This window comes from Bradyrhizobium sp. 153, from assembly GCF_023073835.1.
In the GTDB taxonomy this organism is placed as follows: domain Bacteria; phylum Pseudomonadota; class Alphaproteobacteria; order Rhizobiales; family Xanthobacteraceae; genus Bradyrhizobium.
The window spans coordinates 134,259-160,253 of sequence record NZ_JADPKH010000120.1 but is presented as its reverse complement, the minus strand read 5'-3'; the positions used below and the strand labels follow the sequence as shown (position 1 = coordinate 160,253).

The window sequence follows — 25,995 nt, the reverse complement described above, 5'->3', positions numbered from 1 at the left end:
CTCACGCCTGATTTGCTACTGCTCATGCCAGCAAATGGAAGCGGTGGATGAGCGCACATAACCCGATGCCCCGGTCGGCCTGGACCTTCCCGGCGCTGGCCGTGCTGTTGTTCGCGGCTGTTAGCGCGACGGACTACGTGTTCACGCTGTCGCTCGGCGGGCTCGTCTTCGCCATTGTCCTTCTGATCATCCTGTTCGGCACCGTATTTTCCGCGGTTCATCATGCCGAAGTGATCGCTGAGCGGGTCGGCGAACCCTATGGCACGCTGGTGCTGACGCTCTCGGTGACCATCATCGAAGTGGCGCTGATCACCACGATCATGCTGGGCGACAAGCCCGCCCCGGCGCTCGCGCGCGACACCGTGTTCGCCGTGGTCATGATCGTCTGCAATGGCCTCGTCGGGCTCTGCATCTTCATCGGCGGTCTGCGTTATCGCGAGCAGGGTTTCCAGCTCTCCGGGGCCAACGTCTATCTCAGCGTCCTGTTTGCGCTTGCCACCATCACGCTGATCATGCCGAACTACACCACCACCACGCCCGGGCCGGTCTATTCGGCGGTTCAGCTCGGTTTCGTCGACGTGGTCACGCTCGCGCTTTATGCGGTGTTTCTCTACACCCAGACCGTCCTGCACAAGGATTACTTCGTTCATGAACGGGCGCAGGGCGAGGGCGGGGAGGTGCACCTGTCAAGTGGGGCGCTCGCGCTCACCGTGGCGCTGCTCTTGGTCTCACTTCTGGCGGTCGTGCTGCTCGCCAAGAAATTCTCGCTGGTGGTCGATGCCGTGGGCGCCAGGATCGGCGCGCCGCCGGCCTTCGCCGGCCTTCTGGTCGCGCTCCTGATCCTGCTGCCCGAGGGCGTCGCGGCCATCGCGGCTGCCCGCAAGAACGACCTCCAGAAGAGCATTAACCTCGCGCTCGGATCGTCACTCGCGACCATCGGGCTGACCATCCCGGCCGTCGGCGTCGCCACCTACGCGCTCGACAAGGAGCTCGAACTCGGCCTCAACGCCCAGGGCAGCGTGCTCTTGCTCCTCACCTTCTTCTTGAGCATGCTGACGTTCGGCACCGGGAGGACCAATGTCCTGTTCGGTCTGGTCCACATGGTGGTATTTGCCGTCTACGTGTTCATGGTCTTCGTGCCCTGAAGCGCGACAAGGAGAGTTCCCGATGCTTGCCGCCCAGTCCGAGGTTCAGGTCGACAACGCGCAGGTCCGCGTGACCGAGTGGCGACTTGCGCCGGGGAGCGCCACCGGGCATCACACGCACGGCATGGACTATGTGATTGTACCCGTGGTGGCGGGGGAGATGACCATCGTGGCGCCCGGCGGCGAGAGATCCAAGGCGCAGCTTGCGGCCGGGAAATCCTATTTCCGCAAGGCTGGCGTCCAGCATGACGTACTTAACGAAACCTCAACCGAGATCGTGTTCCTTGAAGTCGAGCTAAAACCGTAGGTTGGCGTTGCTGTTTGCCATCGATCCGTCGCAGTTGATCCCTCACAATGCCCCAAAGTTCCCGCATCAGATCGCGCGGGGAGTGGCCGAGAAATGCTGAAATACCTCGCTAAAATCTCGATGGATATTTTCCCCTCGGTGCTCGCGACGATCATCGGGGCTTACATCGTTAATCACTACATCAATGCCAAGCCCGCACCCGATACTCCTGCGGCCGTGGCGGTGCCTGCCCAGGCTGGCAGTGAGGGCAAGCCGGCGGATACCGCCAGCCTTCCCGCGCCCGGCGTCAAGGCCAAGGGTGTCTCCGAGAAGAGCGTCTCCGAGAAGAACGCTGCGGACAAGCCGGCGGCCGAGAAACCTGCCGATCATCAGCCTTCTGCCGAGACCAAGGCCGCAGACGTTGCTCCCGCCGAGACCAGCCCGCGCGGCCGCACCGCCGCGCGCGAAAAGGCGGCCGCCAAGTCCGCTCCGGCTGCTGCGGTTCCCGCCACCGCCCCGATGGTGGAGGCCAATTCGGCGCCGGCTGCGGCTTCCCCGGCCGCGGCCCCCGACGCCAACGATCTCGTGCGTGCCGCGATCGAGCGTCTGCGCAAGTCGCCTGAGGGCAAAGCCGCTGAGGCCAAATCAATCGAGACCAAGTCTTCCGAGACCAAGTCTTCCGAGACCAAGCCGGCTGAAAGGCCGGCAGAGCCTGCGATACGGGAAGCAACCCGTACCCCGGAGGCGCCGCGTGTGATCACCGCGGAGCCGTCCACGGTGCGTCCGCTGCCGCCGCCGATCACCGTGTCGACGCCGTCACCCGAGGCCTATGGCAATAGCGGCTCGTCGCCGCTCAACCCGCCTTACACGGCCTCGGTCGGAAATGACGACCCGAATCGGATCACGCCGCCGGCTGACATTCCCGTGCCGGTGATCGCACCGCCGCTCGATCTGCGCGCCGACGCCGCCGCGACCACGACCATGCGGCGGCCGAAGACCAATGTCGCCGATGAGATGCTGTCCGGCGTGAAGTCGATGTTCCACGCCGTTTTGCCAAAACCCGCCACTCCCGATTAGGACGGCATCTGAGCCGCGCTGTCAGCCGCCGACCCGGGCGAGGCCGCTGCGGGCGGCATCGTCGCGTGGGCGAAGCGAGACCGCCTTGGTGTAGGACGCCGCTGCCTTGGCCCTGTCGCCCAGCCGCTCATAGGCCTGTCCGCGGGTGGTCCAGACCTGGGCGTTGTGCGGATCGGACTCGGAGGCCTCGTCCAGATCGGCTGCGGCTTCCTTGATCTTGCCGAGCGCGAGATAGCTGGTGGCGCGGCCGAGCAGTGGCTCGACCTTCTGCGGGTTGAGCCCGCTCGCAGCGCTGAAATCGGCGATTGCGAAATCGTGCTGGTTATTGCCCTGATAGATCAAGGCACGGCCATAGAGCGCCTGCGCGTTGTAGGGATCGAGCCCGACCGCGCGATTGAATTCGTCGAGCGCAGCTGCGGCCTCGCCTGACTTCGCCAAGGATTGGGCCTTTGCCGTGTGCGCCTGAGCTTCGCTGACGTTGCCGGCGCTGACCGCGCTTTCGGCGGTCGCGATCGCCTTCGGCGCCTCCTGAGGCTTCTCCTTCTCCGGCATCAGCGATCCCAGATCGAAGGAGCAGCTGCACAGCGCAATCCCGATCAAAGCCAACACGAACGGTTGCTGCCAGATCTGGCGTAGCCGCGCCAAGCTGCGCTCGGGGAAAGGGGAGGCCATCTACGGTTCGCTCGCGCTAGAGCATGGTCCGAAAAAATGTAAAGCGGTTCTCCCTCGCGACAAACGCGGAAATGCGTTTGCGCGGAGATCATGCTCAAACAACAAACCAAAGCGCGATGACGTTCAATCCCAATCTCATCGTGCTTTAGTGCCGCATCGGTGGCGCCCCTGTCCCAGAATAGGCACCGCTCAAAACAATAACGCGGGCCAGGGGCCCGCGTTATCGAAGACTAAAGTCTTGCAAGATCCGCTAGATCAGCGCGGTCCGCGCGGACCTGCACCCGGGCCGCGACCGCCACGATCACCGCCCGGACCTGCGCCGAACACCGGCTTCGGCTTCATCGGCAGCAGGCCTTCGCGCTGCAGCTTCTTGCGGGCCAGCTTGCGTGCGCGGCGCACGGCTTCGGCCTTTTCGCGGGCCTTCTTCTCGGACGGCTTCTCGTAATGACCGCGGAGCTTCATCTCGCGGAAAATTCCCTCGCGCTGCATCTTCTTCTTCAGCGCCTTGAGGGCTTGATCGACATTGTTATCGCGGACGAGAACCTGCACGCGGCATCCTCTTCAGGTGGATCGGATTTGAATTCTGGTAAGAATTAAGGGGATGGCAAAACGCGCAAGCCCTTAACCTTGAGCGCGCGGATGTATCAGACAAAACTGCAGATGTCCACCGGCCAAGCGGGGTTTCGGGCCAATTTCGGCCACTAAATGCGGCGAAAATACCTCTGTGCGGCCCCGATTTGGGCGATTTGACGTCCATGGCGGGGTCGTTTCCGGAGCTTTGTTCCGGAAACTTGAAATCAGGGGACGACACATGGACATGAAAAAATACGCCGCCGAAGCCATCGGCACTTTCTGGCTCACATTCGCAGGCTGCGGCAGCGCCGTCATTGCCGCCGGCTTTCCCCAGGTCGGCATCGGACTGGTCGGTGTGTCGCTGGCGTTCGGGCTGAGCGTCGTCACCATGGCCTATGCGATCGGCCACATCTCGGGTTGCCACCTCAATCCGGCCGTCACGGTCGGCCTCGCTGCCGGTGGCCGTTTTCCGGCCGGCCAGATCCTGCCCTATGTGATCGCACAGGTGGCGGGCGCCATCGTTGCCGCGTCGCTGCTCTATGTCATCGCGAGCGGGGCGCCCGGATTTGACGTCACCAAGGGCTTCGCGTCGAACGGCTATGACGCGCATTCGCCCGGCCAGTACAGCATGATCGTGTGCTTCCTCACCGAAGTGGTGATGACCATGATGTTCCTGTTCATCATCATGGGCGCCACCCATGGCCGTGCGCCCGCGGGCTTCGCGCCGCTCGCGATCGGGCTCGCGCTGGTGATGATCCATCTCGTCAGTATCCCCGTCACCAACACCTCGGTGAACCCGGCGCGCAGCACCGGCCCCGCGCTGTTCGTCGGCGGCTGGGCGCTGTCGCAGCTCTGGCTGTTCTGGGTCGCGCCATTGATCGGCGGCGCGCTAGGCGGGGTGATCTACCGCTGGCTCAGCGAGGAGCCTACAGGTGTCGTCGCGGGCGCAAAGACGGCGTGATCGCAAGGGGATCGCAGCGATTGCTGCGGTCCCCTCATTTGGCTTTTGTCGGCCTGACTTCGGTGACGTGTCCCATCTTGCGGCCGGGGCGCGGCGCGCCCTTGCCGTAGATGTGCACCGTGGCGCCAGGAACCGTCAGCCACTTGTCGTAGTCATTGATCTCGTCGCCAATCAGATTGGTCATGGTGACGCATTCGCCGTGGCGCACGGGCTTGCCGAGGGGCCAGCCGGCGATGGCGCGGATGTGCTGCTCGAATTGCGACACGGACGCGCCGTCCAGCGTCCAGTGTCCGGAATTGTGCACGCGCGGAGCGATCTCGTTGACCAGCACCTTCGGTCCGGTGCCATTGGTGAGCACGAACATCTCGACGGCGAGCACGCCGACATAGTCGAGCGCGCTGGCGATCTTGCTGGCGATGCTGCGCGCTTCTTCGGCGAGCGAGTCCGCGATCGGTGCGGGCGCGCGCGATATCTTGAGAATGTGGTCGCGGTGCTCATTCTCGGTGACGTCGAAGCACTCGACCTGACCCGTCGCCGCGCGGGCGGCGATCACGGAAATCTCGCGCTCGTAGGGCACGAATGCCTCCAGGATCGCCGATTTGGTGGCGAGACTGGTCCACACCTTGGCGATATCGTCGCCCTCGCGGATGATGGCTTGGCCCTTGCCGTCATAACCGAAGCGGCGGGTTTTAAGCACGGCTGGAAGGCCGATCCCGACGATCGCCTCGCGCAACGAAGCCACCGAGGTGACGTCGGCGTAAGCGGCGGTGCCGATGCCGAGCCGGGTGACAAAATCCTTCTCGGCCAATCGATCCTGGGTGGTCTCGAGGATCTTGCGGTTGGGCAGCACCGGGCGGCGCGCGTCCAGCACCATCGCGGCGGCCGCCGGCACGTTCTCGAATTCGTAGGTGATGACGTCGACGTCGTTGGCGAACAGCTCGAGCGCCTCGACATCGGCATATTCGGCGCAGGTTGCATTGAGGACAACGTCGAAGGCCGGCGAGTCCGGATCGGGCGAGAAGACCTGGCAGCGCAGCCCGAGCCGCGCCGCAGCCATCGCCAGCATCCGGCCCAATTGTCCGCCGCCGAGGATTCCGATGGTGTCGCCCGGCTTCAGCGTCACCTGCTTTGCGTCAGTCACGCCTTGTCCTCCGGGCGCTCGGCAACTGCCTCGGTCTGCGCCTTGCGCCAGGCGGCAAGGCGACCGGACAGGGCGGGATCGGACAGCGCCAGCACGGAAGCTGCCAGCAGCGCGGCGTTGATCGCGCCGGCCTTGCCGATGGCGAGGGTGCCCACCGGGATACCCGCGGGCATCTGAACGATCGAATACAGCGAATCGAGGCCTTTGAGCGTCTTCGATTCGACGGGCACGCCGAACACCGGCAGCTCCGTCAGCGCCGCCGCCATGCCGGGCAGATGCGCGGCGCCGCCAGCGCCGGCGATGATGACCTTGTATCCCGCCGCCTTGGCGCCTTTGGCGAAGGCAAACAGGCGATCGGGCGTGCGATGGGCCGAAACGATGCGGGTGTCGGCGGCGACGCCGAGCGCGGCAAGCGTGTCGGCGGCATGCCGCATCGTGTCCCAGTCCGACTGGCTTCCCATGATGATGGCGATCGGCGCGGTCATGACGTCAATTGTGCCCGGAAAACAGAAAGATAGGCCAGATTAAAGGTTCCGGCCGGCGGCTCGCAAGGCGGTGGCAAGGAGAAGGGAATGCACTATCCTGTCTTGGTGAATCCCCGCAAGCCTTCATTGAGCAGGATGCCCATGAAGAAACCAAAAAGGGCGAGTGCTGCGAAGGCCGAAAAGGGCCGGAAGACCAGCGCCAGCCGTTCCAAAGCCGCTGCCAAGCCTCCGGCCAGACCGTCGCGGCGCCGAACGCAGGCCAATGGCGCCACGGAAAGCATCAAGGCGACCATCCGCGGCTTGCGGAGCAAGCTGAAGGCGGCGGAGCGGCGGGTCGCGGAGCTCGAAGCGGCCGCTGACACCGATTTCCTGCTCGAGATTCCGAACCGGCGCGGCTTCGAGCGCGAGCTCAACCGCGCCATCGCCTACATGAAGCGCTACCGCGCCAGCGGCGCGCTGATCGTGCTCGACGTCGATCGGCTGAAGCCGATCAACGATTCCTTCGGACACGCCGCCGGCGACGAAGTGCTCAAGGCGATTGCCGCGACCCTGACGCGGCAGGTCCGCGCCTCGGACGTGGTCGGCCGTCTTGGCGGCGACGAGTTCGCGCTGCTGCTGTGGAATCTCAGCGAGACCGACGCCAAAGCGAAGGCCGCCTCGTTCGAGCAGGCGATCGACGAATTGTCCTTCACCTTTCGGGGCCAGCACGTGGCTGCGGGCGCCTCCGCCGGCGTCGCGTTGCTGGGGGCGCAGTCCGACGCTGGCCGCGCCCTCGAGGAAGCCGATGCCGCCATGTATGTGCGCAAGGCGTGCCGGCGGCACGAGCCGCGGACCAGGTTGGCCGGGAGCTAATCCTACAGCGCGGTGAGATCTTGTGGCACATTGCCGAACTTGCGCAGCAATGTGGCGTCGCCGAATTCGCCGGTCATGGGATCGCCGCTGCGGCTGAACGCGATCGCGCCGATGTGACCAGCGCCGCGCGATAGGATTTCGGCGCGCCGCAACGCGGCCGTCGAGCTCTGGCACTCCTCTGCGGCGCCCGCGACGGGCGATCCGTCAGCATCGATCAGGAAGGGCATTGCAACGTAGTAGGTTACATCCGACATGGCGTTGCTCCGATGTTGAACTCAGGCGGCGCTGCTTTTGCTTCGCATCTTGCCGGGCGAGATCTCCGGAACGCAGCCGGCGGAAATCGCCGCCTGCAATTCCTCCAGCTCGGCTTCCAGATATTCATTGGCCATGATCAGCGCCTTGATGGTGCTGCGCAGATTGCCGTCGCACATCGCGATCGCCTGATCGCAGGCCTGTTCATAATGGCTGTTGTCGAGAAGGGCGGTTGCCGACATCTGCGTTGTCCTTGGCGTTTCCTGGGGCGTTGGAAGGCAGAATGTTCCTATTTTGTTCTCGTTGAGTCAAGCAGATTCACGCACCCGCAAGCCGCGGCAAGGCCGCCTTGCGGATCAGGCGATGATGTCGGGCGTGATCTGGTCTTCGATGAAGGCGATGCGGTCGCGCAACAACAGCTTGCGCTTCTTCAACCGTTGTAACCGCAACAGGTCGGGGGCGGGCGACTGATGCAGTGCATCGATCGCCGCATCGAGGTCTCGGTGTTCCTGCTGCAACCGGGTGAGCTCGGCTTCGAGCTCACGCTCGTCTTCATTGGTCATGTCTGCGGTGGCCGAAAACCGATAGCCGTGAGATCTGGGCTGTGGATGCCCTGTGGAAATTATCGTCCTTGCGCGGCGTGACCGCAAGCGATCTGCGGCCGCCGGCCGCCGATCTTCCGCAACATATTTCTGCGGGTCGCCGCGGCGCTGCGCAAGCGCATTGATATCATGGATTTTTTCTGCGTGGTTCCCTTACTCACGCTTCGTTACATATGAATTTTCAAAAATGACGGCGCAACCACGGATACCCATCGACAGAACGAATCGGTGATGTAGACTTCCCTCGTCCGGATCGAATCCTGAGGTTCAACCCTACCGAGGAGGTTTCGAATGACAATTCAGGCACATCTTGTTGAATTGGAACGGAAGCACAAACTTCTCGAAAACGAATTGCACGAAGCTCTCGTGCACCTTTCAACAGACGACCTGCAAATTGTTGAGTTGAAGCGCCGGAAGTTGATGGTCAAGGACCAGATCGAGCGTCTGAAGCAAGGCGACACGCTCCACTAGTGATCCCCGCAACAGCGTAGAGTTGATCGTACTCCTTAGGCAGGGATGAGCGCCTTTGCGCTCATCCCTGCTGCAAGGAGCGCGCGTCGTGCAAATTTGTGCGGCGTCAGCCTTTTGCTTCGACGCATTTTCTTGACGCAAACCGGTATCCGCTTTGCTCGAAACGCTCTAGATGTCCGCGAGCTCAGCGACGTGATCCGCGATTGCGAGCGACGACGTCAGTCCCGGCGATTCGATGCCGAACAGGTTGATCAAGCCTGCCACGCCGTGATCGCGCGGGCCCTGCATCAGAAAATCCTGCGTCGCCACCGCTGGCGGCACGATCTTCGGGCGAATGCCAGAATAGCTCGGCATCAACGCCCCGTCGGGCAGCGTCGGCCAGTATTTGCGGATCGCGGGATAGAAGCGCTCGGCGCGTGCCGGATCGACCTCGTAATTGATGGTCTCGATCCACTCGACGTCGGGGCCGAAGCGGGCCTGACCTGCCATGTCCAGCGTCAGGTGCACCCCCAACCCGCCGGGCTCGGGCACCGGGTAGATCAGGCGCGAGAACGGCGCCCTGGCACTGCAGCTGAAATAATTTCCCTTGGCGAGATAGGCCGGCGGAATCCGGTCCAGCGGCATGCCGTCGATGTTACGCGCCACATTCGTCGCCGAGAGTCCCGCGGCGTTGACGAGAAGGCTGCATTGCAGCGTCATCGGCGCCTCACCGCCGGCCTCGATCTCGATGCCGTCGGCGGCGGCCTTGGCACGGACCAGCGGCGTGTGGAACGCGAAGGCCGCGCCGGCCTCCTCGGCTTCGCCGCGTAGCGAGAGCATGTAGGCGTGGCTGTCGATGATGCCGGTCGACGGCGACAGCAGTGCGGCGTCGCAGGCGAGCGCCGGCTCCAGCGCGCGTGCGGCCTCGCCCGAAAGCAGTTGCATGTCGAGCACGCCGTTGGCTTCGGCATGCGCCTTGATCGATTGCAGCTTCTCGGTCTCTTTCGCGCTGGTCGCGACGATCAGCTTGCCACAATTCTTGTGCGGGATGCCGCGCTCAGCGCAGTAGCGGTACAGCGCCTGCTTGCCGCCGACGCACATGCGCGCCATCCAGCTCCCGGCGCGGTAGTAGATGCCGGCATGGATCACCTCGCTGTTGCGCGAGGAGGTGACGGTGCCGATGGCCTCGGCTTCCTCGAGCACGACGACCTCGCGCCCGGCCTGAGCGAGCCTTCGAGCCACCGCGAGCCCGATCACGCCGGCTCCGATGACGACGCAATCGACCCTATCCATGGTCGTGCAGGACGTCAGTTGGGAGAGCCGGTGGCAGTGGGCCTTGAGGCGACGGCGCGCGGCCGTTTTCCGTTAAGGAAGCATTTATCATGTCAGGGCAATTGCCGTGTTTCGCGTCACATTTTTCCGTTGCGCGTGCAGGCGTTTACCCGATCCAAACCCGCGAAGCCAGACAATCCGGCGTTGAAATCGCGGGTGGCGGATGGCTGAGAAAAACTGGCACGTGGGCAGTGCGCTTCCGATTGCTGTGCAGGCCGTCGTGTGCCTGGCTGGCGCGGTCGGCCCTGCGCACGCCTTTGCGCTGTCGGACAGCTTCACCGCTCCGAGTGATCTCGCCAAGCTCGATCCCAACGTGATCTGGGAAGTCCTGATCGCGAGCATCGTCGTCTGCTCGTTCCTCGCCGCGATCGCGCTATGGATCCATTCCTCGCTGCGGCGGACCAGGCGTTCGCAGATGCGGCGCAATGCCTTCGTCTCCTCGGCAATGAACAATCTCAACCAGGGCGTGGTGATGACGGATGCGCAGCGGCGCGTCATCTTCTGCAACGACCGCTATCTCGAGATCTATGGCCTGACGCGGTCGGATATCCGGGCCAACATGAACGGCTCCGAACTCCTCGAGCTGCGACGCAAGCGCGGGGTGCTCGGCGGCGCCTCCGTTGACGAGTTCTACGAGAAGGCGGCAAGCAGCAACGGTTTGATCACCGAGCTGCCGGATGGACGGGCCATCCTGGTGAAATTTTACGTGCTGCCGAACGGCGGCTCGGTGGCGACGCATCTCGACGTCAGCGAACAGCGGCGGCTTTCGCAACAGCTCGCCTCCACCAAGCAGTTCCTGGAAACCGTGCTGGACAATGTGCCGGCCTGTGTTGCCGCGAAGAGCATCGAGGACGGCCGCTACATCTTCGCGAACACCGCCTATGAGCGCTTCTGGGGCTTCTCGCGGGATCACGTGGTCGGCAAGAATGCGCGCGAGTTGTTTTCGCCCGCCTCGGCGGCCACTATCGAGGCGACCGACCAGGCCGCGCTCAACTCGCCGGACGGTCAATTCCGCAACGACTTCGAGGTCGAGCGTGGCGGGGAGCAGCGCATGGTCGCCTCGATCCGGATCGCGGTCCGCAATGAAAGCAACAGGCCCGGATTCCTGCTGCTGGTATTCGAGGACATCACCGACCGCCGCTCGCTGTCGCAGGAACTGGAGAGCACCAAGAAGTTCCTCGAGCTCGTGGTCGACAACATTCCGGTCGCGCTGATCGTCGAGCAAGTCAAGGACGGCCGCTATTTGCTCGCCAACCGCAGCGCCGAGACGATTCTCAACCGCAGGCGGGAGGAAGCCACGGGCCTGACTGCCGCGGATATCTTCAATCCCAAGGAAGCCAAGCTGATCATCGCGCGCGACGAGGCCGCAATCAAGAAGCGCGGGATGATCACCGAGGAGCATCCGATCTCCACTAAGGACGGCTTGCGTCTGTTCCTGACACGCCGCGCCACCGTGTTGAGCGATGCCGGCGAGCCGCAATATCTGATCAAGACCCATGAGGACGTCACCGATCGCCGGCAGACCGAGTCGCGCATGGCGCACATGGCCTATCACGACGGCCTCACCGATCTGCCGAACCGCGCCGCCTTCCTCCAGGCGCTGACCCAGATGATCGAGGCCTGCGAAGGCACGGTCGAGGAGTTTGCCGTCCTGTGCGTGGACCTCGACGGCCTCAAGGAGGTCAACGACGTCTTCGGCCATGCGCTCGGAGACAAGCTCCTGATCGAGGTGGCCCAGCGGCTCCAGGACTCCGCGCGCGGCGGCGTGGTGGCGCGCCTGTCGGGCGACGAATTCGGTCTCATCATCGACGGCAAGCAGCCGGACGCCGGAATGGCGCTGGCGCAGCAGATCGGCGAAGCCGTCGCCCGGGAATTCCAGATTGATGGCCGGCCGGTTCGCGCCGGTATCACCACTGGCATGTCGGTCTTCCCGCACAATGGCGCCGACGGCGCTTCGCTGCTTGCCAATGCCGGCGCGGCGCTGTTCCGCGCCAAGCAGAAGTCGCGCGGCACGATCAGCCTCTACCAGCCGGAGATGGACCAGCAGATCCGCGATCGCCGCGTGCTGCACCAGGACCTATCGATGGCGATCAAGAAGGGCGAGCTCTCGCTCGCCTTCCAGCCGCAGGGCGCCGCCGGCCACAGCGTCGCCGAGAGCGAGATCATCGGCTTCGAGGCATTGGCGCGCTGGCAGCATCCGGTGCGTGGCCAGGTCTCGCCGGCCGAATTCATCCCGATCGCGGAAGAGAGCGGCCTGATCGTCGAGATGGGCCAGTGGATCCTGCGCGAGGCCTGCCGTGAGGCGGCGTCCTGGCCAAAACCGCTCCAGGTCGCCGTCAATCTGTCGCCGGCGCAGTTCATGCACGGTGACGTGGTTGGCCTCGTCCATTCGATCCTGATCGAGACCGGCCTTGCACCCGGCCGGCTCGAGCTGGAGATCACTGAGGGCGTGCTGATCGAGGACTTTGATCGAGGCCTTGCGCTGCTGCGCCGGCTGAAGGCGCTCGGCGTGCGCATCTCCATGGACGATTTCGGCAGCGGCTATTCCTCGCTGAGCTATCTCCAGGCGTTCCCGTTCGACAAGATCAAGATCGACCGAGCCTTCATCATCAATCTCGGCCGCAACCCGCAATCGGCGGCAATCGTGCGCGCCGTGATCGATCTCGGCCACGGCCTCGAAATGTCGATCATCGCCGAGGGCGTCGAGACCACCGACCAGCTCGCCTTCCTTGCCAAGGAGGGCTGCGACGGCGTGCAGGGCTATCTGCTCGGCAAGCCCCTGCCGATCGGGAAATATGCCGGCCTCGTCGGCCGTGCTGAGGTCATGGAGCTTGCGCTCAAGACCGGCTAATGATGATGGGGCGCTTCGCTCCTTCTCGTCGGCTCATGGCGGATTACGACCTTGCGATCATCGGCGGCGGCCTGAACGGTGTCAGCCTCGCGCGCGATGCGGCTGGCCGTGGTCTGCGGGTCGTCCTGTTCGAGCAGGGCGATCTCGGCGCCGGGGCGTCGTCGGCGACGCCGCGGCTGATCCACGGCGATCTGTCGGTTCTGGAACGGCGCGGGTTCTGGCGGGTGCGCCGGGCGCTGATGGAGCGGCGGACCTGGCTCAGGATCGCGCCGCATCTGGTCCGGCCGATGCAGTTCGTCATTCCCGCCCATTCGGACGAACGTCCGCCATGGCTGCTGCGCGCCGGCCTATTCCTTTATGACAGCCTCTCCAGCCGGAGCGGGCTGCCTGTCGCGACAACCCTCGACATCACGCATCATCCGGTTGGCAACGCGCTGAAGCGTCCGTTCGGCATGGCGTTCGAATATTCGGATTGCGTCGTCGATGATTCCCGCCTGGTGGTGGTCACGGCGCTCGATGCCGCCGAGCGTGGCGCGGTGATCCGGACCGGCGCGCGTTGCGTCCGCGCCGATCGAACCGACGCCTGGCGGCTTGCGGTGGTCGATCGAGGCCAGCGCCGCACGATCACGGCCCGGGCACTGGCCAACGCGACCGGGGCCTGGACGTCGGTGGTGGCGGAGACTGTGCTGCGGCAGCCGTTGCTCGCCATGGCCGCCATGCAGATGAGCCAGATCATCGTGCCGCGGCTGTTCGAATCCGATAACGTCTACGTCTTGCAGAACAACGATGGACGGCTGATCTTTGCCCGGCCCTTCGAGCGCGACTTCACCCTGATCGGCACGGTCACGCGTGAGTTCACCGGCGATCCCGCGATCGTGGCGATGCCTGGGGCCGATATCAGCTATCTCTGCGAGGCGGCCAGCCGCTATTTCCGCGAGCGCGTTACCCCGTCCGACGTGGTCCGGACGGTCTCCGGCGTCAACCTGGCGCTGGCGTCCGCACGCAGACGTGATGGCACGACCCTGTTCCACGCGCGCCGGCGCAAGGCGCCGTTGATCACGATGTTCGGCGGCGACATTACGACGTCGCGCCTGCGCGCGGAGAGGGCGGTGACGAAGTTGGCGCGGTTCTATCCGATGTCGCCGCGCTGGACCGCCGGCGCAGCGCTGCCCGGCGGGGATTTTGCCTGGAATCGTTTTGACACCGAGGTCGATCTCGCGCGCGACCGGTGGCGCTTTCTCTCGGAGCCGCAGGCCCAGCGGCTGGTTGCCGCCTACGGCTCGCGGTTAGCGGCGGTGCTCGGCGAGGCCAAGATCCGTGAAGAGCTCGGTCCCGCCTTCGGTCCCGAGCTGACGGGGGCCGAGGTGCGCTATCTCATGACCCACGAATGGGCGCGCTTCCCAGAGGACATCCTGTGGCGCCGTTCCAAGCTTGGTCTGACCATGCCCGCAGCGGATCGCGACGCGCTGGCCGCGTTCATGGCGGGTGTGAACGATTCATCCCGAACCGGTTGAGCTAGGCAGGATCGGCCGCTAGCGTGCGGCGGAATCGGGGTTGGCAGGGAACATGACGGACGAGTTGCCCAGAACAGACGCCGCGGCGAATGCGGCCAGCGGAGATCAACATCCGGTGGCCGGGCAGCCGTTGCTGCGCATTGAGGGCGTCTCCAAGAACTTCGGGACGTTCCGTGCCGTGGACGGCGTGTCGCTCGACATCAGGGCCGGCGAGTTTTTCGCGCTGCTTGGTCCGAGCGGCTGCGGCAAGACCACGCTCTTGCGCATGCTCGCCGGTTTCGAGGCGCCGGACGAGGGGCGCATCCTGCTCGGGGGCAAGGATATCGCGCAGGCCTTGCCGCACGAGCGTCCGATCAACATGATGTTCCAGAGCTACGCGCTGTTCCCGCATCTGTCGTCACAAGACAACATCGCCTTCGGCCTGAAGCGCGCCGGTATGGCGCGCGCCGACATTGCCGCGCGCGTTGCGGAGATGGTCGCGCTGGTGAAGCTCGGGGGGCTGGAGAAACGCAAGCCCGACCAGCTCTCCGGCGGCCAGCGCCAGCGCGTCGCGCTCGCCCGTGCGCTGGCCCGCCGACCGCAGCTCCTGCTGCTCGACGAGCCCCTCGCCGCGCTCGACAAGAAGCTGCGCGAGAGCACGCAAGCCGAGCTGATGGAGCTGCAGCGCCGGCTCGGCATGACCTTCATCATCGTCACCCACGACCAGGAAGAGGCGATGACGATGGCGAGCCGGATCGGTGTGATGAACGCCGGCAAGCTGGCGCAGGTCGCGACCCCGCGCGAGCTTTACGAGGCGCCGCGCTCGCGCTGGATCGCCGAGTTCGTCGGCGACGTCAATTTGTTCGACGGCGAGTTCAGGCTGCGCGACGGGCATCGCCTGGTGATCGCCACCCGTGAAGCGGGCACGCTGGTAGCGGCGGAGCCGCGCGAGCCGGTGAGCGAGACGAAACTGTCGGTCGCAATCCGGCCCGAGAAGGTCAAGCTCTCACGCCGCGGGCCGGTGTTTGAGGCCGGCCGTGAAACGGCGATCAACAGTCTGGACGGCGTGATCGCCGACATCTGCTATCTCGGGGGCACCACCACCTATAAGGTGAAGCTCGACGACGGCGGAATGGTGCAAGCTTCAGTCGTCAACAGCGCGCGCCTCGACGTCGATGCCTACAGTGTGAACCAGAGAGTCATCGCCTGGTTTACGCCCGACGACTGCGTGGTGCTGTCGTCATGAGCTCCCGCCGTATCTTCGCGCGGCCGGCGCGTTTTGCTGCCATCGCGCCTTACCTCTGGATGGCGCTGTTCTTCCTGGTGCCGTTCGGCTTCGTGCTGAAGATCAGCCTGTCGCAGACGGCGATTGCTCAGCCACCTTACGAGCCCGTGTTCGACCTGACGGCGGGATGGGAAGCGCTGAAGACGGCCCTTGCTGCGTTGTCGATTGACAATTTCAGGCTGCTGATCTCCGACGACATCTACGTATTCGCTTATGCGCGCAGTCTCATCGTCGCGGTCACGGCGACCGCGCTCCTGCTCCTGATCGGTTACCCCATCGCCTATGGCATGGCGCGGCTGCCGAAGCGCTGGCAGGCGGTGGCGATGGTGCTGGTGATCGTGCCCTTCTGGACCTCGTTCCTGATACGCATCTATGCCTGGATCAACATCCTCCAGCACGATGGCCTGCTCAATCAGATCCTGCTGGCGCTGCATCTGGTCAGCCAGCCCGTGGTGTGGCTCTCCACGGACAGCGCGATGTATATCGGCATCGTCTATTCCTATTTGCCGTTCATGATCCTGCCGCTCTATGCCACGCTCGCCAAGATGGAGCGGGCGCTGGAGGAGGCGGCCGGCGATCTCGGCGCGCCGCCGTGGCAGGTGTTCTGGCTCGTCACATTCCCGCTGTCGCTGCCCGGCGTCGGCGCCGGCGTGCTCTTGTGCTTCATTCCGATCGTCGGCGAGTTCGTCATCCCGGATCTTCTCGCCGGCTCCAATTCGCTGATGATCGGCCAGACCCTCTGGCTCGAATTCTTCACCAACAAGGACTGGCCGGTCGCGTCCGCGGCGGCCATCGTGCTGCTGGTGATGCTGCTGCTACCGCTTCTGCTATATGAGCGGCTCCAGAAGCGGCAACTGGAACAGGGGCGCTGATACGATGCGCAAGCTCTCCCGTCTCTCCCGCTTCAACATCGCTTCGCTCGCGCTGGGGCTGGCGTTTCTCTATTTGCCGATCCTCATCCTCGTCATCTATTCCTTCAACGCCTCGCGTCTGGTGACGGTGTGGGGTGGCTGGTCGCTGCGCTGGTATCACGAGTTCTTCAATGACCGCGCCATGATCGAGGCGGCCTGGATGAGCCTGCGGGTTGCGGTCTCGTCTGCAACCATTGCCACGCTACTCGGCACCCTCGCAGCGGTCGCACTGTCGCGCGGTGAACGCTTCCGCGGACGTACGCTGTTCTCCGGCATGCTCTATGCGCCGCTGGTGATGCCGGAGGTGATCACCGGATTGTCGCTGCTGCTGTTGTTCGTCGCGCTCAACGCCGAGCGCGGTTTCTGGACGGTGACGATCGCCCACACCACGCTGACGATGTGCTTCGTCGCCGTGGTCGTGCAGTCCCGCCTCGGCTCGCTCGATCGCTCGCTGGAGGAGGCCGCGATGGATCTCGGCTGCGATCCCGTCCGCGCGTTCGTGGCCGTCACGCTGCCGCTGATCGCGCCGGCGATCGTCGCCGGCTGGATGCTGGCATTCACGCTGTCGCTGGACGATCTCGTGATCGCGAGCTTCACCACGGGTCCCGGCTCGGCGACGCTGCCGATCCGGATCTACTCCGAAGTGCGGTTGGGGGTGAAGCCGGAGATCAACGCGATCTGCACGCTGGTGATCGCCCTGATCGCGGTGGTCATCGTCATTGCCTCGCTCGTCTCGAAACTGTCGAGCTCACAGGGCGAGAGCGCGGCGCCGCTGTAGCGAAGGCATCATTCCGGGTGCACTGCGCGTGCACCGGAATGACCAGTTTGCCTACGACTTCACCGCACCCGCCGTCAGTCCGCCCACCATGTAGCGGCGGAAGGCGTAATAGACCGCGGCCGGCGGCAGCGCGTAGATGAAACCGGTGGTCATCAGCAGTTCCCACGGGGAATCGTCGGCGGCGAGGAAGTTGCCGAGCGCGACGGGGAGGGTGATCTCGCGGTCGTTGGAGAGCAGCAGGAACGCGTAGAGATATTCGTTCCAGGCGAGCAGCACCGCATAGGTGCCGATCGCGACCAGCGAGGGCATCATCAGCGGCAGGTAGACCAGACGGAAGATCTGCAGCGTCGTCGCGCCGTCCATCACGGCGGCTTCGTCCAGCTCGACCGGCAGCTTGTCGGAGGCCTGCTTGAGCACCCAGATCGCGTAAGGCGAGGCGATCGTCACCATGGCCAGGATCAGCGACCAGTGATTGTTGAGCAGGCCGTAATTGCCCATGGTGCGGTACATCGGCACGGCGAGGAACGCGGCGGGGATGAAATAGGTGAAGAGCGCCAGGTTCAGCACGGTGCGTCCGCCCGGCACCTTCAGCCGTGAGATGGAGAACGCCGCCGCGGTTGCGATGAACAGCGTCAGCACACCGACGGAGACGGCGATCACCGTCGAATTCCAGAACTGAACGTAAAAGTCGCGCAGAAAGTAATGCTGCTGCTTGAACACGATCTCGAAGTTATGCAGCGTCGGATGATCCGGCCACAGCTTGCCCGAGAACGCGTCCTCCTTCGGGGAGATCGCGAACAGGAACATGTGATAGATCGGGATCATCGTCCACAGGAAGACGGGGATGCCGATCAGCAGCAGCCGCGCTTCGGTCGCGACGTCACGCCAAGAAAATTCGCTTACGCCGGGGAGCTTCATCGCGACAACCGTTTCATCATGAAGTACACGAGCGGCAGGACGAACGGCATCGCGCAGACGATCGACGCCATGGCCAGCGAGAGCTGGTCGAGCCGGAGATAGCGGATGCCGAGCGTCGACAGCACGTGCGTGAGGTCGGCCGGGCCACCGCCGGTGAGCAGATAGACGCTGTTGAAATCGCCGAGCGTCCAAATCATCGAGAGCAGCGTGCAGGTGACGTACAGCGTCTGCATTGACGGCCAGGTGATGTAGCGGAATTTCTGCCACCAGCTCGCGCCGTCGACCTCGGCGGCCTCGAACAGATCGTGCGAGATCGCAAGTCGGCCGGTGATCAGGATCAGCGTCCAGAACGGCAGCGACTTCCAGATGTGCACGGCGATCGCCATGCTCAGCGCCACGGTCGGATCGTTCAGCCAGTTCGGGCCGTCATCGCCGGTGAAGGAAAAGATGAGGTGGTTGATCATGCCCCATTCGGGATTGAGCATGAAGCGTACCGACAGGATGGTCGGGATCGACGGCACCGCCCAGGGCAGGATGAAGATCACCGAGAGCCATTTGATCCAGGTGCGCTGCTGGGCGAAGAAGCCGGACAAGAACAGCGCGATCAGCATCTTGATATTGATGCCGATGACCAGGAAAATCAGCGTGTTGACCGCGGCGCGGGCGAAGATCGGGTCGTTGTACAGCGCGACGTAGTTCGCCGGAGCGCGCGCCAGCCACAGCCCATAGCAGACGGGATAAACGACGAAGGCCAGGAAAACGAGCAGGTAGGGCGCGAGCAGCACGATGCCCCAGACCTGCGCCGGGGTCAGCCGCGACGACAGAGGCGGGCCGGGAATTGCCTGATCGCCAGAGAGCGTGATCGCCATTCTTTTCGAACTCTTCAAAGAGAAGCCGGCCGCGAAACGCGGCCGGTGTTGTTCTTATACCTTTCCCCGCAACGCGGGGAGAGGGGCGGACGACTTAACCCGCGACCTGCTTGATGCGGGCAATCAGTTCGTCGACGGCCTTGTCGACCGGAACCTTCTCGCTCACCACCCGGTTCATCGCCTTCGCCCACACGTTCTCGTTGTTGAGAATCGTGAATTTCCAGTTCTTGGTGAAGTCGAACGCGGCGGTGCCGCCTTTGAACTGCGTGTAGACTGCCTTGCGGTGCTTGTCAGCCTGCCAGAACGGGCTTTCCTGGCTTTCCTTCGTCACCGGGAACCAGCGGCCGAGCGCGCCCTCGATATAGGGAGGGACGTTCTCTTCCTGGAGCAGGAAGCTGATGAACTGCTTGGCCTCGGCCTTGTTCTTGGCCGCGGTGAAGATCAGCCCGGTCTTGACGTCGGAGCGGTAGCGGATGGTCGAACCATCCGGCGCCTTGGGGAAGGACGCCGTGATGATGTCCTGTTCATAGGCCTTCTTGCCGGCGTCGCGCTGTTCCTGGGTGAGGGCCTGGTTCTGCGAATCCTCGAACCACTTCGCCGCGATCGAGATCGTGAAGTTGTGGGTCATCACGATCGTCTTGTTGTGGAAGGCAACGTTGTTGTCAGGATCCTTCCACGTCGTCGAGGACGGCGGCGTGCAGCCCTTGATGTACGTGTCGGTGTAGTCCTTCATCGCCTTGATCAGGTTCTCGCGGACCTTGGGATCATCGACCAGCAGCTTGCCGTCGTCGTCGACCAGCTTGACGTGGTAGGCGTCCATGAAGGTGTAGAACGACTGGAAGGCATCGGTGGATTCCACGCCCATCGGCTGGCCCACGGCATAGATGCGCTGGCCGGTCGCCTTGCGGATCGCCGGCTGCACCTTGTCGCACCAGAACGACCAGTAGCCCGTCCAATCGGTCGGAATGTCGCTCTGCTTGAAGCCGGCCTTCTCCAGCATGTCGTTCCAGATCTGGACGTGCATGCTCTGCTGCTTCAGCGGGAAGCCGTAATAGGCCTTCTTCTTGGTCACGTCGTTGTAGAGGATCGACGCGTCCAGCGTGTTCTGCACGAACCGGCCCTTGATCGGCTCCATGACATCCGTGAGGTCCTCGAGCTTGCCCTCGTATGCCCACTTGCCCTGCGCCTGCACGTCATAGGAGTCGGAGTAGGCAACGTCGGGCACCGTGCCGGCATCGAGCGCCGCGACCGTCTTCGGAATCATGTCCTGGATCGCGTACTGCGACAATTCGACCTTGATGCCGGTCTTGGCTTCGAACTTCTTGATCGTCTCGATCAGCGCGTCGTCTTCGGAGCGATAGAAGCCCTTGCCCCACCAGACCGTAATCGTCTTCTGCTGCGCAAAGGCGGGTGCAGTGGCGGCGAAAAGCCCAACCGCAGCGACCGCCAATGATACTGCGCCAATAACCTTGGATCTCACGTTTTTCTCCCTCAAACGGCCGGTGTTTTTAGCCGGCCGTCTAAAACACTAGCGCATGGCGGAAGTCTGATCTAGCGCCATGTTGTCAGACCAATGTCGTGGGATGGAGCCTCGCGGAGATGCTTGACCCGCGTATCGATCCAATCGCCGCATCAATTCGCAGCGATCAATTCGCCTTGTGCGTTCTGGCTTGGCCTGCCCATGCGCAGCTCCACACACCTGCTCGCCGCCAGCGAAAGACTCAGCTGTTGTAAGCGGTATGAGGACTGAACGCAACGCAGCCGGCTCGCAGCGACGCGGCGCTCCGGCTGCGGGAGCCAAAATGTCTCTGAAGCAAACGGGCCGATTGATCCAGGAACTCAGGTTCGTCGGGGAACGGACTTGCACCGCTTAGCGGGCAAACTGTCAGCGTTTCCCCTTCAGCCCTGTTGAAATGGCAGGCGTCACCGGCAGCGGCTTCGTCGCGCTTGTCGCGACCCTTTCGGTCATGCCGGATTTGCCGGTGCCCGGCCTGGCGCTGCTTGTTGGCATCGACCGCTTCATGTCGGAGGCGCGGGCGCTGACCAGCATGATCAGCAACTGTGTCGCGTCCATCACCATTTCGCTGTGGGAGGACGCCTGTGACCGCGAGGTGCTGGCCCGTGAACTGGGACAGAGCGGCACTATCAAGGTCGCGGCCGGGACGAAGATCGACGGGGCAACCATGGTGCACGAGGACAAGAGCTGGATCTCGACGACGCAATCGGCCGCTTGACGCCGCGTTTGCATGAAATCCGTCGCACTGTTGGATTTGGCAAATCGAGCCTGTCGCGCGCAGGCTGCCAAGCCTAAGAGAGCGAGGTTGATCACTCTAGTTGGACTTGGCGCCCTCCTTCGCGTTCTCCGCCGTCGGCGATCCGTCCTGCGCCGGGCGCTTTCCGCCACCGGTAATGCGCTGCTTCAGGAGATCGAGGAAGGGAGATGCTGCGGGCGACTGCCGGATCAGGCTTTCGGGGTCGGGGAAAATCAGGGGATCGTCCCAGGGCCCCTGCACCATGAAGGGCAATTGAAAGCCTGACGTCGTGTTGAGGCTCGCGACGCCCTTCATGTCGTATTCGCGTGTCGGCACGGAGGCGGTGCCGGTCAGCGTGATCTTCGCCGCGGGTCCTTCGATGCGGATGTCCTCGGCGGTGGCGATCCCGTCGGAGAATTTCACTGCGATGGTGAGCTTGTCGTAGGGGGTCGAGCCGTTGCGGAAATTGCCGCCGCCCGACAGCGGCCGCCGCTCCAGCCGCTTGAGCAGCTGCTCGGCATTGAAGCCGGAGATCGCGCCGTCATGCCCGGTGACGGTGGCGCTGCCGTCGAGCGACTGCACGAGGCCGAACGGGCTCGAGCCGGAGGCGAAGAGCGACACGTTGATGTTGCCGCGGCCGGACAGCTTGTTGAGGCCGAACAGTTCGGAGGCGCAAGCCTGGAGATCGACGTCGGTGAACTGGAATTGCGCCTTGATGTCGGCGACGCTGTCGGCGCGCGCGATGCCGAAAGAGCCCTTGGCGATGCCGCCATAGACCTGGGCCTCGCCAACCGAGAGCGCCAGCGTGCCGTTCCGCAAATTGGCGCCGATCGCAGTGCGGCCGAGCTTCGACGGGCCGACCGTCAGCTTTGCCGCTGACAGGCGCATGTCGAGGTCAGTGGTCGAGAGCCCGTTAAGATCGAACAGCTGCCTGTTCCAGTCGCGCGCGCCGCTCGCGAGCAGGCGGAAGGTCGAGATATAGGGTGTGAAGTCGAGCGCGTCGGCGGCGAGCGTCGCCTGCAGCGTCTGCCGGCCGTTATTGGCGTAGGTCATCACGCCCTCAGCGGCATTGCCGTCGAGTTCGACATTGACGTTGGTGAGCGCGATCGAGGCACCCACGACATTGGCGCGCGCCTTCAGCGCGAAACGGCCGAAGCCGCCGCTGGCGGGCTGCGGCTGGCCGGTCCAGCGCAGCGCATTGCGCAACGACGGGCTGTCGATGGTGAGCGTGCCTTCCATCATCGGGCTGGTGCGGTTGGCGACGCTGCCGTCGAAGGCGAGCTTGAGCGGCGCGCTCGCGATCCGCGCCTTCAATCCTGAGCGCTCGCCGGAGAGGGCGGCGACGAAATCGGAAAAGGTGATCGAGCCATCGACGCGCTCGCCGCGCCAGTCGAACTGTCCGGTCGCGGCGAAGGAGCGCGAGATCGAGGGCCAGGCCAGCGACAGGTCGATGTCCTCTAGCTTCTCGGTGGCGCGCGTGGCAACGTCCTCGTAATTGAGCACGCCGTCCTGGATCCTGATCTCGGAGAACGACACTTGATTGTCGGCGCCGGGCTTCATGGTGCGCGCAATGGTCTGGATGAAGGGCGTCCAGTTGCTCTCGCCGTCCGGCTTCAGGCTGACATGAATGCGCGGCCGCAGCAGCGTCAGGTCGGCGATTTCGAACCGTTGCAGCAGCAGCGGCAGCAGCCGCAAATTGGCGGTGAGGACGTCGACATGGAGCGCGGGATCGTTGGCGCCGCCGCCCTTGAGACCGACGTCGCGGAAGGAGATGTAGCTCGCCGGCAGGACCGAAATGTCGATGTTGCCTGCGACACTGAGCTCGAGCCCGGTCACGTCGCGGATCTGCGCTTCCACCGCCTGGCGCAGCGCGTCACGGTTAATGAGCCAGGAGGTCGCGATCAGGGCGATCAGCGCCAGGCCGAGCAGCGCCGCGATCGGCGTCCCGAGGCGCTTCATTCCTTGGGCCATGGTCAATGGCATGTCCTGATCGGGTTGGTCATTGGAGCCAGAAGGGCGGGTCGGGAAACCTGCGTGCCCATGCCCAAGCCTTATTATGTTAAGTCCCGCAACTTGATGGGTTTTCTTGTCGCTTTCAAGGCCGCGGACGATTCTGCCCACGGCGTGGGCAGCTTCTATCACCCGGCCACGGATCGGAGAACCCCGTATCATTGACGGCTTCGGAGAATTTCGCCTAATAATCGCCGCCAATAAGGCGCGACGCCCGCAAGCCGAAGGTTCAGTCGAAGGTCATTTGCATGAACAAGGTCTATCCCGACGCCAAGTCGGCTCTGTCAGGCATTCTGAAAGACAACATGATGATCATGTCGGGCGGCTTCGGCCTCTGTGGCATCGCCGAGGAGCTGTCGGACGCGATCCGCGAGTCCGGCGTCAAGGGCCTGACGGTGGTCTCTAACAATGCTGGCGTCGACGGTATCGGGCTCAGCCGCCTCTTGGAAACCCGGCAGATCAAGAAGATGATCTCGTCCTATGTCGGCGAGAACAAGCTGTTCGCCCAGCAATTCCTCGCCGGCGAGCTGGAACTCGAATTCAATCCGCAGGGCACGCTGGCCGAGCGCATTCGCGCCGGCGGCGCCGGCATCCCGGCCTTTTACACCAAGACCGGCGTCGGCACGCTGATCGCCGAAGGCAAGGAAGTAAAGGAATTCGACGGCGAGAAATATCTGATGGAGCGTGGCCTGTTCGCCGATCTCGCCATCGTGCATGCCTGGAAGGGCGACACCGCCGGCAATCTCATCTACCGCAAGACTGCGCGCAACTTTAACCCGATGATGGCGACCGCCGCCAAGATCACGGTGGCCGAGGTCGAGCATCTGGTTCCGGCCGGTGAGCTCAATCCCGACCACATCCACACGCCCGGCATCTTCGTGAAGCGCATCGTCGAGGTCGGCACGGCCAAGAAGCGCATCGAATTCCGCAACACCCGCCCGCGCCCCGCCGCTTAAGGCGCGCATGATCCGGAAAAGTGGATACCGATTTTCCGGCAAGATCATGCGCAATGAAGCACTACAGGAGAGTTAGATGGCCTGGACCCGTGAACAGATGGCCGCGCGCGCCGCGAAGGAACTGCGCGACGGCTATTACGTCAATCTCGGCATCGGCATCCCGACGCTGGTCTCGAACTACATCCCCGACGGCATTGACGTCAGCCTCCAAAGCGAGAACGGCATGCTCGGCATGGGCCCGTTCCCCTATGAAGACGAGGTGGACGCGGACCTGATCAACGCCGGCAAGCAGACCGTGAGCGAACTGCCCTCCACGTCTTATTTCTCGAGCGCCGATTCCTTCGGCATGATCCGCGGTGGTCACATGGATCTGTCGATCCTCGGCGCCATGCAGGTGGCCCAAAACGGCGACCTCGCCAACTGGATGATCCCGGGCAAGATGGTCAAGGGCATGGGCGGCGCGATGGATCTCGTCGCCGGCGTCAAGCGCGTCGTCGTGGTGATGGAGCATTCCGCCAAGGACGGTCCGAAGCTACTGAAGCAGTGCAACCTGCCGCTCACCGGCGAGCGCGTGGTCGACATGGTCGTCACCGATCTCGCCGTCTTCACCATCGACAAGCACGGCGACGGCGGCATGGCCCTGATCGAGCTCGCCGACGGCGTCTCGCTCGAGGAGGTCAAGGCCAAGACCGAAGCCGAATTCCGCGTTGCGCTGAAGAATACGTAAGGCCGTCGCAATGGAGGCGCGCATGACGATACGGTCAGCGCGTCCCGACGACGTCGGTGTTGTCGCACGAACCATTCTGACGTCGCAGCGCGGCTACCGCACGCGTGGCTGGTTCGACGTCGCGCTCGGCTGGCCCGAAGTGCAGTGCCTCGATTTCATCGCGCGCATCACCGTCGCAGACGCGGTGTCGATGTGGCACGTCTCGCAATTCCTGATCGCCGAGATCGATGGCATGCCTGCCGCCGCGCTATCCGCGCTGCCGGCGGCCGGCACCGGACCTTCGGCCTGGCGCGCGATCGAGGAAGTCGCCGCTGCAACCGGGCTCGCCGCGCCGGAGCTGGAAGCCATCCGTCGACGCGGCGCCTATACGCGCGCCTGCTGGGTTCAGGGCGGCGAGGGCGACTGGATGATAGAATATATCGCAACCGATCCCGCCTATCGCGGTCGCGGGCTGGTGCAGGCGCTGATCCGGCACGCGCTGGATAAAGGGCGGGCGGCTGGATTTGGCCGGGCGACGATATCGTTTCTGATCGGCAACGAGCCCGCCGAACGTGCCTATAGTAAGGCCGGATTCGTGTTCGCGGAGGAGAAGCGGGATCCCGATTTCGAGGCGCTGATCGGCGCGCCCGGCTTTCGCATGTTCATGCAGACAATCTAGCCTGCGGCGCGGCCGATTTCATCGGAAAGCCGTTCCGCGCCCGCGACATGGTCGATCGGATCGATGCTGCCGTTGACGAGTTCGCGCAAGCCCGGCGCGAACCGCCAGCGCTGGCTGGCCGGCTGCGAACCGCCGACCAAGCGCGCAGGCGACGGCTCGAACATCTCGCTGCGCGCCTCACCAACAAAAACCGTCGGCGCACGCATCTGAGCGCGCGGACGATCGAGGGCTACGGCGCCAGCGTGTTGCCGAAAGCCGCCCGCAACCCGGCCGATCTGCTTCGCCGCATGTTCGGTCAGGGCTCGGCTGCCCATGTCCGAGGCTTGGCGGGACCACAACGCGTTCCGCGGCCACCCTGCCGCCGCCGCAGCGTCCCACGGAAACCCCAATCGAACCGGTTCCTTCCCTGCCGCGTCTCATCACGATGGCGAGGCATCTTTTCGCGCGTCCGGCTGGTGA

General features: G+C 64.0%; 26 protein-coding genes and 2 pseudogenes. 16 read left to right on the top strand and 12 right to left on the bottom strand.

What is annotated here, in order from left to right; all coding sequences use genetic code 11:
• Positions 1–47: 47 nt before the first annotated feature.
• The 3 genes from IVA91_RS28560 to IVA91_RS28550 all read left to right on the top strand — a co-directional run bounded on the left by IVA91_RS28560 (position 48) and on the right by IVA91_RS28550 (position 2,508).
• Positions 48–1,145 carry an ionic transporter y4hA gene (locus IVA91_RS28560; RefSeq protein ID WP_247280175.1) on the top strand — a complete coding sequence of 366 codons (1,098 nt, stop codon included), beginning with the start codon at positions 48–50 and terminating at the stop codon, positions 1,143–1,145.
• A gap of 22 nt (positions 1,146–1,167) precedes the next feature.
• A complete protein-coding gene (locus tag IVA91_RS28555) occupies positions 1,168–1,452 on the top strand; it encodes a cupin domain-containing protein (RefSeq protein ID WP_247280174.1) in 285 nt (94 codons plus the stop codon).
• Positions 1,453–1,545: 93 nt separating this feature from the next.
• Positions 1,546–2,508, top strand: coding sequence for a hypothetical protein (locus tag IVA91_RS28550; protein ID WP_247280173.1), 963 nt, complete (start codon positions 1,546–1,548; stop codon positions 2,506–2,508).
• 21 nt (positions 2,509–2,529) lie between these two features.
• Here IVA91_RS28550 and IVA91_RS28545 read toward each other — a convergent pair whose 3' ends face one another.
• Together IVA91_RS28545 and rpsU are read right to left on the bottom strand one after the other, a co-directional pair.
• Complete coding sequence (locus tag IVA91_RS28545) at positions 2,530–3,180, bottom strand: tetratricopeptide repeat protein (RefSeq protein WP_247280172.1); 651 nt, start codon at positions 3,178–3,180, stop codon at positions 2,530–2,532.
• Between the two features lie 255 nt (positions 3,181–3,435).
• Positions 3,436–3,729 (bottom strand): 30S ribosomal protein S21, encoded by a 294-nt coding sequence (gene rpsU, locus IVA91_RS28540; RefSeq protein ID WP_247280171.1) that lies wholly within the window; start codon positions 3,727–3,729, stop codon positions 3,436–3,438.
• 262 nt (positions 3,730–3,991) lie between these two features.
• Between rpsU and aqpZ the strand changes: the two genes are divergently transcribed.
• Positions 3,992–4,714 carry an aquaporin Z gene (gene aqpZ, locus IVA91_RS28535; protein ID WP_247280170.1) on the top strand — a complete coding sequence of 241 codons (723 nt, stop codon included), beginning with the start codon at positions 3,992–3,994 and terminating at the stop codon, positions 4,712–4,714.
• 34 nt (positions 4,715–4,748) lie between these two features.
• On the opposite strand, the gene IVA91_RS28530 is transcribed toward aqpZ, so the two are convergent.
• Positions 4,749–5,855, bottom strand: coding sequence for a 5-(carboxyamino)imidazole ribonucleotide synthase (locus IVA91_RS28530; RefSeq protein ID WP_247280169.1), 1,107 nt, complete (start codon positions 5,853–5,855; stop codon positions 4,749–4,751).
• Positions 5,852–6,340 carry a 5-(carboxyamino)imidazole ribonucleotide mutase gene (gene purE, locus IVA91_RS28525; protein WP_247280168.1) on the bottom strand — a complete coding sequence of 163 codons (489 nt, stop codon included), beginning with the start codon at positions 6,338–6,340 and terminating at the stop codon, positions 5,852–5,854. Before purE ends, IVA91_RS28530 begins: the two co-directional genes overlap by 4 nt.
• A 141-nt stretch (positions 6,341–6,481) precedes the next feature.
• On the opposite strand from purE, the gene IVA91_RS28520 reads away from it, so the two are divergent.
• Positions 6,482–7,192 (top strand): GGDEF domain-containing protein, encoded by a 711-nt coding sequence (locus IVA91_RS28520; RefSeq protein WP_247280167.1) that lies wholly within the window; start codon positions 6,482–6,484, stop codon positions 7,190–7,192.
• A 2-nt stretch (positions 7,193–7,194) separates the two neighbouring features.
• Here IVA91_RS28520 and IVA91_RS28515 read toward each other — a convergent pair whose 3' ends face one another.
• From IVA91_RS28515 to IVA91_RS28505, 3 genes are all read right to left on the bottom strand, one after another.
• Positions 7,195–7,446, bottom strand: a complete 252-nt coding sequence (locus IVA91_RS28515; RefSeq protein WP_247280166.1) for a hypothetical protein — start codon at positions 7,444–7,446, stop codon at positions 7,195–7,197.
• A 21-nt stretch (positions 7,447–7,467) separates the two neighbouring features.
• Positions 7,468–7,686: a hypothetical protein gene (locus tag IVA91_RS28510; protein WP_247280165.1), complete on the bottom strand. Its 219-nt coding sequence runs from the start codon at positions 7,684–7,686 to the stop codon at positions 7,468–7,470.
• 114 nt (positions 7,687–7,800) lie between these two features.
• On the bottom strand, positions 7,801–8,007 hold the full coding sequence (locus tag IVA91_RS28505; protein WP_008546179.1) for a DUF465 domain-containing protein: 207 nt from the start codon (positions 8,005–8,007) through the stop codon (positions 7,801–7,803).
• Between the two features lie 330 nt (positions 8,008–8,337).
• Between IVA91_RS28505 and IVA91_RS28500 the strand changes: the two genes are divergently transcribed.
• On the top strand, positions 8,338–8,517 hold the full coding sequence (locus tag IVA91_RS28500; protein ID WP_025034152.1) for a DUF465 domain-containing protein: 180 nt from the start codon (positions 8,338–8,340) through the stop codon (positions 8,515–8,517).
• A gap of 168 nt (positions 8,518–8,685) precedes the next feature.
• On the opposite strand, the gene IVA91_RS28495 is transcribed toward IVA91_RS28500, so the two are convergent.
• Complete coding sequence (locus IVA91_RS28495) at positions 8,686–9,789, bottom strand: NAD(P)/FAD-dependent oxidoreductase (RefSeq protein ID WP_247280164.1); 1,104 nt, start codon at positions 9,787–9,789, stop codon at positions 8,686–8,688.
• A gap of 202 nt (positions 9,790–9,991) precedes the next feature.
• On the opposite strand from IVA91_RS28495, the gene IVA91_RS28490 reads away from it, so the two are divergent.
• Genes IVA91_RS28490 through IVA91_RS28470 form a run of 5 tightly spaced genes read left to right on the top strand, consistent with a single transcriptional unit; the run spans position 9,992 to position 17,146 of the window.
• The gene (locus tag IVA91_RS28490; RefSeq protein ID WP_247280163.1) at positions 9,992–12,679 is read left to right on the top strand and encodes an EAL domain-containing protein; all 2,688 of its coding nucleotides are present in this window, start codon (positions 9,992–9,994) and stop codon (positions 12,677–12,679) included.
• 35 nt (positions 12,680–12,714) lie between these two features.
• Complete coding sequence (locus IVA91_RS28485) at positions 12,715–14,193, top strand: glycerol-3-phosphate dehydrogenase (protein ID WP_247451481.1); 1,479 nt, start codon at positions 12,715–12,717, stop codon at positions 14,191–14,193.
• A 52-nt stretch (positions 14,194–14,245) separates the two neighbouring features.
• Positions 14,246–15,418 carry an ABC transporter ATP-binding protein gene (locus IVA91_RS28480; RefSeq protein WP_247280162.1) on the top strand — a complete coding sequence of 391 codons (1,173 nt, stop codon included), beginning with the start codon at positions 14,246–14,248 and terminating at the stop codon, positions 15,416–15,418.
• Positions 15,415–16,329 carry an ABC transporter permease gene (locus IVA91_RS28475; RefSeq protein WP_247280161.1) on the top strand — a complete coding sequence of 305 codons (915 nt, stop codon included), beginning with the start codon at positions 15,415–15,417 and terminating at the stop codon, positions 16,327–16,329. Before IVA91_RS28480 ends, IVA91_RS28475 begins: the two co-directional genes overlap by 4 nt.
• Before the next feature lie 4 nt (positions 16,330–16,333).
• Positions 16,334–17,146 (top strand): ABC transporter permease subunit, encoded by an 813-nt coding sequence (locus tag IVA91_RS28470; protein ID WP_247280160.1) that lies wholly within the window; start codon positions 16,334–16,336, stop codon positions 17,144–17,146.
• Between the two features lie 51 nt (positions 17,147–17,197).
• On the opposite strand, the gene IVA91_RS28465 is transcribed toward IVA91_RS28470, so the two are convergent.
• From IVA91_RS28465 to IVA91_RS28455, 3 genes are all read right to left on the bottom strand, one after another.
• On the bottom strand, positions 17,198–18,064 hold the full coding sequence (locus IVA91_RS28465) for a carbohydrate ABC transporter permease (protein ID WP_247280159.1): 867 nt from the start codon (positions 18,062–18,064) through the stop codon (positions 17,198–17,200).
• Complete coding sequence (locus IVA91_RS28460; protein ID WP_247280158.1) at positions 18,061–18,933, bottom strand: sugar ABC transporter permease; 873 nt, start codon at positions 18,931–18,933, stop codon at positions 18,061–18,063. The genes IVA91_RS28465 and IVA91_RS28460 overlap by 4 nt, the downstream gene beginning before the upstream one ends.
• Positions 18,934–19,027: 94 nt before the next feature.
• Positions 19,028–20,413: an ABC transporter substrate-binding protein gene (locus IVA91_RS28455; RefSeq protein WP_247459702.1), complete on the bottom strand. Its 1,386-nt coding sequence runs from the start codon at positions 20,411–20,413 to the stop codon at positions 19,028–19,030.
• Positions 20,414–20,849: 436 nt separating this feature from the next.
• On the opposite strand from IVA91_RS28455, the pseudogene IVA91_RS28450 reads away from it, so the two are divergent.
• A pseudogene (locus IVA91_RS28450) lies at positions 20,850–21,167 on the top strand (cation:dicarboxylase symporter family transporter); the annotation flags it as partial.
• 96 nt (positions 21,168–21,263) lie between these two features.
• Here the strand turns inward: IVA91_RS28450 and IVA91_RS28445 are convergent.
• Entirely contained in the window at positions 21,264–23,156 is a 1,893-nt protein-coding gene (locus tag IVA91_RS28445; RefSeq protein ID WP_247280277.1) for an AsmA family protein, read from the bottom strand.
• 287 nt (positions 23,157–23,443) lie between these two features.
• Between IVA91_RS28445 and IVA91_RS28440 the strand changes: the two genes are divergently transcribed.
• The 4 genes and pseudogenes from IVA91_RS28440 to IVA91_RS28425 form a co-directional block, all read left to right on the top strand.
• Entirely contained in the window at positions 23,444–24,151 is a 708-nt protein-coding gene (locus tag IVA91_RS28440; RefSeq protein WP_008546160.1) for a CoA transferase subunit A, read from the top strand.
• A 76-nt stretch (positions 24,152–24,227) separates the two neighbouring features.
• Entirely contained in the window at positions 24,228–24,878 is a 651-nt protein-coding gene (locus tag IVA91_RS28435; RefSeq protein ID WP_247280156.1) for a CoA transferase subunit B, read from the top strand.
• Positions 24,879–24,900: 22 nt separating this feature from the next.
• A complete protein-coding gene (locus tag IVA91_RS28430) occupies positions 24,901–25,536 on the top strand; it encodes a GNAT family N-acetyltransferase (RefSeq protein WP_247280155.1) in 636 nt (211 codons plus the stop codon).
• 5 nt (positions 25,537–25,541) lie between these two features.
• Positions 25,542–25,841, top strand: a pseudogene (locus tag IVA91_RS28425) (DNA-binding response regulator); the annotation flags it as partial.
• Positions 25,842–25,995: the final 154 nt, after the last annotated feature.